The 11444-nt window shown below is 33.7% G+C and carries 10 protein-coding genes; all 10 read right to left on the reverse strand.

Features of this window, described 5'->3' with window-relative positions; all coding sequences use genetic code 11:
* Window positions 1-134: 134 nt before the first annotated feature.
* The 10 genes from ESZ47_RS02820 to ESZ47_RS02865 all read right to left on the reverse strand — a co-directional run bounded on the left by ESZ47_RS02820 (window position 135) and on the right by ESZ47_RS02865 (window position 11430).
* Window positions 135-1721: a TIGR03766 family XrtG-associated glycosyltransferase gene (locus tag ESZ47_RS02820; protein ID WP_244307550.1), complete on the reverse strand. Its 1587-nt coding sequence runs from the start codon at window positions 1719-1721 to the stop codon at window positions 135-137.
* Window positions 1681-2070 carry a 6-carboxytetrahydropterin synthase gene (locus tag ESZ47_RS02825; protein WP_148604544.1) on the reverse strand — a complete coding sequence of 130 codons (390 nt, stop codon included), beginning with the start codon at window positions 2068-2070 and terminating at the stop codon, window positions 1681-1683. Before ESZ47_RS02825 ends, ESZ47_RS02820 begins: the two co-directional genes overlap by 41 nt.
* Window positions 2067-3413: a TIGR03111 family XrtG-associated glycosyltransferase gene (locus ESZ47_RS02830; protein ID WP_148604546.1), complete on the reverse strand. Its 1347-nt coding sequence runs from the start codon at window positions 3411-3413 to the stop codon at window positions 2067-2069. Before ESZ47_RS02830 ends, ESZ47_RS02825 begins: the two co-directional genes overlap by 4 nt.
* Entirely contained in the window at window positions 3414-3986 is a 573-nt protein-coding gene (gene xrtG, locus ESZ47_RS02835) for an exosortase family protein XrtG (protein ID WP_148604548.1), read from the reverse strand.
* A complete protein-coding gene (locus tag ESZ47_RS02840) occupies window positions 3983-4708 on the reverse strand; it encodes a Firmicu-CTERM sorting domain-containing protein (protein WP_148604550.1) in 726 nt (241 codons plus the stop codon). The genes xrtG and ESZ47_RS02840 overlap by 4 nt, the downstream gene beginning before the upstream one ends.
* A 275-nt stretch (window positions 4709-4983) precedes the next feature.
* On the reverse strand, window positions 4984-5439 hold the full coding sequence (locus ESZ47_RS02845; protein ID WP_148604552.1) for a GAF domain-containing protein: 456 nt from the start codon (window positions 5437-5439) through the stop codon (window positions 4984-4986).
* A 215-nt stretch (window positions 5440-5654) separates the two neighbouring features.
* On the reverse strand, window positions 5655-7112 hold the full coding sequence (locus ESZ47_RS02850; RefSeq protein ID WP_148604554.1) for a glycoside hydrolase family 1 protein: 1458 nt from the start codon (window positions 7110-7112) through the stop codon (window positions 5655-5657).
* Between the two features lie 16 nt (window positions 7113-7128).
* The gene (locus tag ESZ47_RS02855) at window positions 7129-8970 is read right to left on the reverse strand and encodes a beta-glucoside-specific PTS transporter subunit IIABC (protein WP_148604556.1); all 1842 of its coding nucleotides are present in this window, start codon (window positions 8968-8970) and stop codon (window positions 7129-7131) included.
* Window positions 8971-9071: 101 nt separating this feature from the next.
* Window positions 9072-9932, reverse strand: a complete 861-nt coding sequence (locus ESZ47_RS02860) for a PRD domain-containing protein (RefSeq protein WP_148604558.1) — start codon at window positions 9930-9932, stop codon at window positions 9072-9074.
* Window positions 9933-10167: 235 nt separating this feature from the next.
* Window positions 10168-11430, reverse strand: a complete 1263-nt coding sequence (locus tag ESZ47_RS02865; RefSeq protein ID WP_148604560.1) for a 2-hydroxycarboxylate transporter family protein — start codon at window positions 11428-11430, stop codon at window positions 10168-10170.
* Window positions 11431-11444 lie beyond the last annotated feature (14 nt).

Here is an 11444-nt window from a genome sequence, read left to right on the forward strand (position 1 = left end):
GATTATATTATAAGACAAAATTGTAAAATATACTTAAAAAATTTTACTTTGCATAAGTATTTATCATTTATTAAAAAGTTTATAAAATAGAATTGAAAACGTTATCAATTAAAATCAATATCAAAAAAATCAAATTAAGTATTATAATTTGATTTTTTCAGTAAGATTATATTAAAAATTCGTTTGATACTTAAATTCGTATCAGGAATTAGCAATGTAGCCCCAATTAAAAATAATGGTAAGAATTGGATTATGTATCGGCTTCGGCCACCTTCAAATAAAAGAAGAAACAGGAATGCGCCAATAATACCCAATCTGATTGTTTGAACTTCCTCAGAACGATTACGCCAACCAAAAAATATAAAGCTTAAAATAATTAACCAAATAAATTGAGTAATAAACCGAAAATTCGCAACTTTTTCACCATAAATATAAAGGTAATCTTCAAGTATTCTTTTTATTCCTGTGGCCTTTGGAATTTGCTTTCCTTGAATAAAACTACCTTCTTTCCCCCAAGCAAATGAGCCATCTGCTGAATTATTTATTTGTTTTTTAATTAAAAAGCGAATATAACCAATAGGTCCCAGCGCCTTCAATCTTTTGAAATAACTTTGTTTTGAATATTGAGTTTTTTCAGATTTTGTGGCTAATTCACCCATTTTCAATGTATCTTTTGGGTTATAACCACCGTCTCCAGAAATACCCATATTCATAAAATGAATTGCCGGAATAGCGCGTTCCTTATTCACACTGATAAAAGTTTGTTGATCGACTTTATTTTGAATTATTGTGTAACAGAAAATAAATGTAAGCAATACAACTATAAACATGCATATTTTGCTACGTATCTTCAAAGTATGATTTAGTTTTGGTTCTAATAAACTAAAAAGGCTTATCAGAACTATAGCTATAGCAGGGATTATTGCCGAAGGTTTTATAAAGTAGGCTATGCATACACACATAGAGAAACCGACTAATAAAGTAAATTTTATCCAAGGTTGCTTCACTTTTTTACTACAAAAATAAAAAAATAAGAATCCAGATATAAAAGGTAAAACCCAGGTGTCAGTATATGGAACGATAACCCAAGGGAAAAAAGCAAATAAAAAAATATGAATATACAATGCAGGTGCCAAGTATTTTTTGTTGATTGTGTAAACAGCAGCAACAGAAAAAATAATGGAAACGTCAACCATAAAAATAGTAACATAGTCTAAAAATAACCACGTTCTTAACTTAAATACAGATGAAATAACCTCCATAAATAGTAAAATTGGTAAGTTATTGACGTTCAAACTAAAATACGCCTTATTGTTAGCATCATCAACATGATGTAATGATCCTACCAATGCCGAGGGATCCCAACCAATTTTAGGATGAAAAACTGTTACAAACAAGATTTGCGCCAGTATTAGAAAGAAAAACAAAGTTATTGCTGCAATCATTTTATGTTGAATAAAAATAAACGTAAATATTTGTTTTATTCTAGGGATAAAACAAATTAAACTTATCACAGCTAATATTATCAGAAAAAAAAGTACTAGTCCGATAGTTGTTGTTGTACCTTTTTTTAAATTATCACCCAAAATAAAATTTTCAGATAAAATCACCGATACATAAGTAATGCCAAAAAGAAAATAGAATAGGATGAAAATAAAATTATTTCCAAAAGTATAAAACTTAGCTTTCATAACTGTCACTCGCTTGATTTCTAGTAACATAATAAAATCTCATAGGCGATTCACCTACTTCTAACCTGTTTAATCGCGCGTGTAGTGGTCTTATTTGCTCCTCAACTAATTTGAAAAAGCCTTTTGTAATATTTTCTAATGTTGGATTTATTGTCAAAAATGGTTCGACTTGATTTAAAAACTTGCCAGAATATGTTTTAAAAATTTCTTCCAATAGATCTTCAACTTTATCAAACACAATCATATGTTCATCAGTTGATTGAAATTCAACAGTGATTTCCCAAGAATGTTCATGTTTTTCGCCAGTTCCTTTTTCCCATCTAACCGCATGACTAGCATGAACATAGTACTTTAATCGATAAGTTCCCACTAAATTCATTTTTGCTTATCTCCTTTAATTTTCATAAGATCATTGATTACAATTTTCTTAACTGTAGTGAATTCTTCTTTGTAGTCCTTAGTCGTCCATTTAGAAGAAAAATATTCTGTATTAATTACACCAATAAGACGTACCCAAGATAAAATGAAATTGTATATTGGCAGTAAGAACACACAATCAAACAACCCAAAATAAAATTTACGCTCTGCAGGGAATCTTTTTAACATCATACACACGTTCGTGTAAACCAAAATACTCATGAATACATATAAAATATAAATTGATAGGTACGATAATGATAATAATAGTGGTGAATAGTTCAAAAATAGTAAAGAAATACTAGCAAATAACCAGATTGTTTTCAAAAATAAAAATGTATGATCAATAATTAATCTTCTCACCAAGAAATTAGAGAAAAATGCTTTTACATTTAGCTTATATCCAGAAAATTTTTGGGATACTTCAATTTGACCACGTTGCCATCTTTGTCTCTGCATGTATAATTTATTCCAACTTTCAATTGGATCAACAAAAAAGAAAGCATCTGCACAAAGCATTACCTTACCTTTGGATTTTTCTCTGACTTGAAAAGTGATATCAATATCCTCACCAACAGTTGATATGTCATACATGAAGGTTTTCATCAACGCTTCTTTACGAAATCCGGAAAAAGCTCCAGACATTGTGTATAAATGGTTCCTGCGTGATTCCGTATTTCTACCAGAAATAAATGCTTGAGCATATTCAAAGTATTCTAATCGCTGTAACCACTTCAATGGTAAATTTTTGGTTCTTTTAATTAATTCTTTCTGTGTTAATATGCATCCTGTCATTGCAGAAATTGTCATATCACCTTCAAATTTGCTAATTAAATTTTTTAAAGCATTAGTTTCTAAAATACCATCACTATCAATATTAACAATATACATACCAGTACTATTATAAATAGCAGAATTTAAAGCGCGTGCTTTGCCTTTTTCAGTTTTCATCCACTGAATATTTAATTGTTGAAAATCTTTTTGTGTTTTTTGAAAAATTTTAAAACTATTATCAGTACTTTGGTTATCCACTAATATAACTTGAATTTTATCGCTTGGATAAGTTGATTGATTAATCGACTGCACACAATCATACAATGTATCCTCAGAATTATAGACAGGCACGATAATTGAGATATATGGCCAAAAATCTAAATCTTTTTGAGAATTATGGTTGCGCAATGTAAAGATGAAAATTCGAGCAAAGGCTAAAATAGCAGGAAGTGTCTCCACTAAAATCGGAATAACTAACCAAGTTATCCAAAAGCCCATTTGATTTAACGTTGAAAAAAATATATAGTTCATTTACACCTCCTCTTTGTTTTTTGATAGATAGGTATAAGTAAAGACCCTGTAGTAAAAAAGTACAACAAGGATATAAAAAACAATTCTACCAATAATTGAATGAGCTAAAAAGAAGTATTCCGTACCAAAATTATGGACAATTAGTACAATTAGAGTCAACCGAATAATATTCGCAGTATAAATCCAAACTAATCCATACAAAGCCAGTGCCACTTTACCCTTGGATTTATACATTGGATAAAATGTTAGTAATCCCCAAAACGCAGCGGTCTCTATCACACCTGAACATTCATAATCAATGGACATTGTCATTGAATTAAACCCGTGAGTAATAGCAATTAACCCATAGTCTGAAGAGATTGAAGCTAAATTAAACGGTTGAACAATAATTGATAAACCTATGGATACAGCACGAACCATTATCCAAATAAAATATGGTTTACTCATGAAAAATAGAATGAAAAACAACCCGATACTACCTACAATAAAATAAAAAGCAGGTAACTTGGCTCTTTTGAAAACAGACAATGTATAGAGCCAAATAAGTACACCAATTAATAAGAAAATATTCAAGTCAATGATCTCTCTTTCTTACTTTTTTTCAGCTTACCAATGAGTAGTACTGCAATTGCTAAAAAGAATCCACTTAAAACAATCATGCTACTTCCGGTATCGGCACCCGCTATGGTGATTTTTTGCTGTCCCATATTATCTGTATCATAAATAGTCATACTCTGCACTATATCAGGATTTTTTAGAAAACCGTTTAGTGGAATTTTAATCTCCGCGCGATCATGGTATGCCCAGCCATTACTAGATTTTTCAGAAGCCACAAATCCTGTAGCTCCGGTAATTTCTTGATTAATAAATATTTGATCAGGATTTTGGTTACTCCATGACCAAACAGATTTAATAGCTGCTTTTTGCCCAGCCTGAAGAGACCATATACCACCATCCACCGTAAAACTCAAACTGGTAATGTTGTTGCCAACTTGGATGTTCCAGCCACTACCTTGAAAACGATAATTATGTCCCTTGTTGTAAGGGTCCATGTCAATGTAAATATACAAATATTGCCCGTCTGATAGAAAGGAACCTTGTTTTGTTACATTACCATTATTGTAATCAAAAAATATATCTGTTTTGGGTTTGTCGACCCAATCGTCAAAACTGCCATCAATTGCAATATTATAATTATTTGTTGTCTCCGCATTAACTTTATTAGTAAATAAAAATATACCTACCAATGTAATTATCGTAATAAGCATAAAATGAACTATTTTATTAACCTGCATACACAGTTTCTCCTTGTTAGTGGTGCAATCTAATCAGCATTTTTAAATTTTTATAGTAAATAATTGTTTAAAATCAAAAAGCGTATCCGAAACATTATACACTATTGTATAAATAAAATCAATAATATATGTTATCTATTATTCATATAGTTAGCTCCTAGAATAACTAAGGACACAACACCTAGCTATTTATTAGATAACTAAATAAAGAAGTAACTAAGTTCTCTAAAAATTACACTAGAGTTTTAGTTACTTCTTTGTTTAACTACTTGATGTTAAATGTGATTTGCTAAGGTTTCTGCAAGTTCCTCCACTTCGGATTTATCAATCTCACTAAAGCGATTTAAAAGTGGTGAATCAATGTCGATTATGGCATAGATTTTTTTATTTTTATATACTGGCACAACTAATTCTGAGTTACTATCAGCATCACAAGCTATGTGTCCTGGAAAATTATGAACATCTGGGACAACAATACTTGAAGAATCGCTAAAAGCAGTGCCAACCACACCAGATCCTGGCTTGATGTGCATACATGCTACTTTACCCTGAAACGGTCCTAAGTCTAATTCTTTCGACTCTTCATTATAGATGTAAAATCCTGCCCAGTTAATGTCTTCATAATTTTGGAATAACAATGCAGCAGTATTGGACAAATTAGAAACCACGTTGGTTTCCTCTGTCAGTAATGCATCTAATTGTTTAGTAATCAAACTGGTTACTTCACTCATAATCAAACCTCATTTATTTAAAAATACTTATCATTATAATTATACTATCATAAATTCATCTTAGAGTAAATTAAGTATACTTCAATAAGCAAAGCTTTATTTACTAGTTCAGGTGATTGGATTACTCTTGGAGCAAAATAAAAACCCGTTAACTTTTCGGGTTTTTATTTTATCCAAATCACTTGATTTACTTTATTTAGCAATCTTCAACATTATTATACTGTTTGCCCATTAGTTTCAATAACTTTCTTATACCAGAAAAATGAGTCTTTTTTATATCGCTTCAATGAACCGTTGCCATCATCGTCTTGATCAACATAAATCAATCCATAACGCTTGCTCATTTCAGAAGTACTAAAACTAATTATATCTAATGGTGCCCACATCGTATACCCCATCAAATTAACTCCGTCAATAATAGCTTCTTTCATTTGTTCCAAGTGAAGACGAAGATAGTCAATTCGATAGTCATCGTGAATCTTATAATCTGCTGTTAATTCATCTACAGCCCCCAAACCATTTTCAACAACGAAAAGTGGCTTCCTATAGCGATCCCACAAGGCATTCAAAGATATACGCAATCCAATCGGATCAATTTGCCATCCCCATTCTGACTCTTTCAAATAAGGATTACGTCCACCAAGGCTCATGTTACCAATACCATCTTGCACACCATCGGCACTAGTAACATTAGTCATGTAATAGCTGAAACTAATAAAATCAACAGGATATTGCTTCAAAATAGCTTCGTCATCTGCTTCCATATTAATAATAATTCCCTTGTCAGCAAAGTAACGGTTCATGTACTCAGGATATTCGCCTCGAGATTGAACATCTGTGTAAAACAAATTTTTCTGATCTTCAATTTGTGCAGCCTGAACATCCGCGGGATTAGCTGTGGCTGGATATGTTTGCATTCGCGCTAGCATTGACCCAATTTTAGCATTGGGCGTAATAGATTTTAATTGCTTAGTAGCGATAGCACTGGCTATAAACTGGTGATGGACAGCTTGATAACGTATTTGCAGTTGTTCTTGCTCACTTAATTCACCATCAATTGCACCTGTCTCATGAAATCCCCAAGCACTTGTGTTGATTTCATTAAAAGTTAACCAGTATTTAACGCGACTTTTGTACCGTTTGAAAACAACTTCTGTATAGTGATTAAATGCGCCTATAACCTCACGACCTAGCCAACCATTGTACCGTTTTGTTAATTCAATAGGCATTTCATAATGAGAGAGGGTCACTAATGGTTCAATATGATGCTTTTCTAACTCGTCAAATACACGATCATAAAAAGCTAGTCCAGATTCATTTGGTTCTTCTTCAAGCCCTGTTGGAAAGATACGTGACCATGCAATTGAAAGACGAAATACTTTAAAGCCCATTTCAGCAAATAACGCAATGTCTTGCTTATAATGATGATAGAAATCTACCCCTCGGCGTTTTGGGTAATGCTCATCCGAATTATCGTTAATGGCTTCCTGTAGTGTGACTTCATTAACGTCTCCCATGGATCCGTGTCGTCTATCGTCTGCTTTTCTGACGACCTCTGCAGTTGTTAATCCCTTCCCATTTGTTTGCCATGCACCTTCAACCTGATTAGCTGCAGTTGCTCCTCCCCATAGAAAATCTTTTGGGAATTCTGTGATTTTTTCTTTATGATACATAATAAACGCTCCTCTTTTATAATGCCTTTAATTGCAATAGCCAATTGTTATCTGCGATAGTTTCTTCAGTTTCTGTTATTTTATAGTCAGCTGTATTTGTGATGATCACCATGACCGTTGTATCATATCCAGCTTCTTGAATTGCTTCTCGATCAAAAGTTATTAAGGGTGTCCCAACGGAAATTTTTTGCCCTTGCTCAACTAATTGAGTAAAATACTTCCCGTTTAACTGAACCGTATCAATGCCTACATGAATGAGTACTTCCACACCACCATATGAAATTAATCCAATTGCATGTTTACTAGGATAAATAGCTGCTACAGTACCATCTATTGGTGAAATAATCTTATCGTCATTTGGCACAATGGCAATTCCTTTTCCCATAGCACCACTGGCAAAAACTTGATCCTTTACTGATTCTAACGGAATAATTGTCCCTGATATCGGTGCAATTACTAGATTATCTTGAATCGAAGCATTATTTTTAAAGTTTTTCTCATCATTACTTTGTGGTTGACTAGGTACACCAAAGAAATAAGTTGCTACAGCTGATAGAACAAAGGCAATAACTAAGCCGGTCACAACGCTAATAAATCCTTTCCCTAAATAGGTTGGCAAAGCTAGTAGGCTTGGTAATGTGAAAGCATTGGCATGCGCACCACCGCCACCAGCAATAGCACCTCCAATACCACCAGCAATTGTTGCAAAAATAAACGGTCTCTTTAGTTTCAATGTAACACCATAGATAGCAGGTTCTGTAATACCTAACACGCCAGTTAATACTGATGATCCTGCTAATGATTTCATTTTAGTATCTTTTGTTTTAAGGAAAACGCCTAATGCTGCACCAGATTGTGCTAGTACAGCGACACTCAGCATTGGCAACAGATAATCATATCCTAATTGACTAATATTGTTAGTCATAACAGGGACAAAGGTCCAGTGTACACCGAAGATCACAAACACTTGCCATAGTGCACCCATAACAGCACCAGCCACATATGGAGCCACACGGTAAACACTTTCGACAGAGGAAGATAGTAGTGTACCAACGCTAGTACCTAAGGGTCCAACTACAAGCAAAGTTAGCGGCACCATAATCATTAGACTAACCATAGGTGTAAATATATTACGAATTGATTCATGGAACAACTTATCCAAAATTGGTTGCAAGTAGGACAGCAACCATACTGCTAACAAAATGGGAATAACACTTGAACTATATGTCGTACCGACAACCGTAATACCAAAGAATGTCACTGGTTTGCTACCAGCCAATAATGTGATTAAGTTAGGATACAATAGTGCCCCAGCTAAAGCAGCAGCCACAAATTGATTCACTTTTAAATGTGCAGCGGCAGTGAAGGCCAGCCAAACCGGTAAGAAGTAAAAAAATGCATCTCCTGCAGCATACAAAATTTGATAAGTGCCGCTAGACTCTTGTAGCCACCCCAAGGTAACAACTAGAGCTAACAAACCTTTTAAAACACCTGTTCCAGCCATTGCACCCAAGAAAGGTGTAAAAACGCTAGAAATAAAACCAATAAATCGATTAATAATATTTTCTTTAGACTTTTCTTCCTCCTTTTCCATTACTGAGTTTTCTTGTGATAATCCAATAGCTTCTGCCAAGGGCTCAAAAACTTTGGCAACATTGTTACCAATCACAACTTGGTATTGTCCTGCCGATTTAACTACAGTAATGACACCATCCATGTTTTCAATTTTTTCTGTCTTAGCTTTGCTTTCATCTTTTAGTTTAAAACGTAGGCGTGTGGCACAATGCCAAGCACTCCCAATGTTTTCTTTACCACCAACACCTGCTAAAATATGATTAGCTAAAATTTCATAATCCATTTTTCTGCCTCGTTATTTTGTAAAAGAAAACCCAAAAGACACCATATAAAATGATACCTCTTGGGTTTTGCCTAATTTAATAGTTACAATCCCTTATTTACTTAACTAGATGAGTCAACTATTCTCTGTAAGTGCATAGTTAGATATATTTGCTCATTAACACCTGTTGACCTATTTGTCTGTTTTTCAAAGTAATTAATAACATCCTGCGCACATTGATATGATGCAGTATACTTTTTTTGTAAATTATCCGATAAATGTTGTGCCATTACGTCATCAAAATGATTTACATTTGATTGGTTATGTTGATCATCTAATAATCGCTCCACAAAAAATCGTAAATGAACAATCAACCTTTGATAATTTAAGTTTGATGAATCGATAGCCGGTAACAATTCATGGCGAATTAGTGTCAAAGCCCCTTCAATTAAATCAGTCATATTTGTTGCTTTTTCATTGTAATTTGGTCCTGCCCTTTTTTCGACAAATTTCAAAGCAATAAATCCAACTTCGTCTTCGGGTAACTTCACCTTTACTCTTTCATCAATAAAATTTACTGCCATTTGACCTAACTCATATTCATCAGGATAAAAGTGTCTTGTTTCCCAAAGCAACTCATTTTTAATAGGTAACTTCTTTTGCAAACGTTCCACTGCAAATTGTATATGGTCTGCCAAACCAATTAACAAATAGCCATCAAACGATCCACCCAATCTCTTTTCAGCCATTGAAATAATGTGTGAGGCAACTTCAACATAATCAGACGAAATTGTTTCAATCATTTCATTAAACATCGGCGTCCAATTTTCGTCTTGCGGATAATATGTTTTTTCGACTTTATTAGCAGCGACTTCATTTCCAATTTGCTGTCCAAATCCTACGCCTCGACCAACGACAACTAATTCTTGCCCATTACTTTCAGCTAGCAAAACATTATTATTAAAAATCCTCTTTACCAGCATGGTTCACTCCTAAATTTCAAAAATAAAAAACCAAATAATAGTACTCCATCACTCTTAAATACTAGACATGACATAGTATACCTATTATTTGGTTTTGCCCATTACCACATGGTAACGGTAACAACCCAACTTTATGTTTTAAGTATAACTCATAATGAAAGCGTTTACAATAACAAAAATAAAAGTTTTTAAATAAAAAAAGTTGTGTACAATATTGTACACAACTTAATCTTATTTAATGCAAATAATGAATTAAAATACCGCCTAAAATCAAAACAATAGCGCCACCCATTCTGTTGCCCATTTGAGCAAAGGCTATCATGTTCATACGATTTGATGCTGACAGTACAGCAACATTACCAGTTCCACCCATGCTATTATCGCTCATTCCCGCAGCAATAGCAGCTTCAACAGGATATAGACCAAATAACTTACCAATTAAAGCACTTGCAAGTCCCATGACAACAACACCTGTCAATGTTAAAATAACAAACTTCCATGTCATAGATTGTTCCAGAACATGTAGATCAATTAATGCTAAACCAATTCCTGCTAAGACAGCATGAGTCAGATTATCCATGATTACTTTGTTAAACATCACGACGGAATCCTCTAGATTCTGTGGTATTAAGTTGAATGCTTTAGCAATAATAACCAAAATAATGATAAAGGCATACGCATGAACTTTTGGTACAAAGCTATTTAAAATTGTACCTATCAAGAAAAATGAAAAAGCTAACAGCATACCGACCCCGATACGTGTTGCATCAAGGTTTTTTATGGGTTTGTTTTTTTCATCATCACTAATTGGCAATAAAACACCGTGCCCATCATATTTACTATTAGCGCCAACCTTAGAAATCAAGGCTGCACCAATAACAGCCATAACATTTCCCAAAGTAACAGCAGGGATTAATTGCGAAAACATGGTTGCTGAACTCACCCCTAACCCTTGTGCATAAATATGAGATAACGGCACTGCTCCCGCACCAATACCACCTGCCATCATTGGCATAGAAACAAACATAACCGAATGACCAAATCCAAGACCAAGTAACATACCAACTAGTCCAACAGCGAAAAATCCTATAACCATTGCTGCTAAAGATACTGGAATAAATCTCACAGCAGCTTTCAATAATAAGTTACGGTTCATGCCCAGAATCGCACCAACAATTAATGCAGCAATATAAAAATCCAGCAATCCTTGATCATTTAAAAATATTTTAGTGGCATTTACGACATTAGCAGGAATCACACCAGTCGTAGCGAGTGCAGCTGATGCAAAAATGGTAAAAACTGACCCACCACCTAAGTACGATTTAAAGATTGGTAGGATATTACCAATATAATAAAATAAGTGACCAAGTAAAACTAACAATAATGTTAGTCCCAGCATGTTAAGTGGTAGTTTATTTAGTGCGATTGTACCTGCTAATATAATCATCATTATGATATAAAGCGGTAAACTCACACCACTAATTTTGATTTTTGTCATTTTCCCTCTGCCTC

The organism is Leuconostoc litchii (genome assembly GCF_008107645.1).
GTDB classification, from domain to species: Bacteria; Bacillota; Bacilli; order Lactobacillales; family Lactobacillaceae; genus Leuconostoc; species Leuconostoc litchii.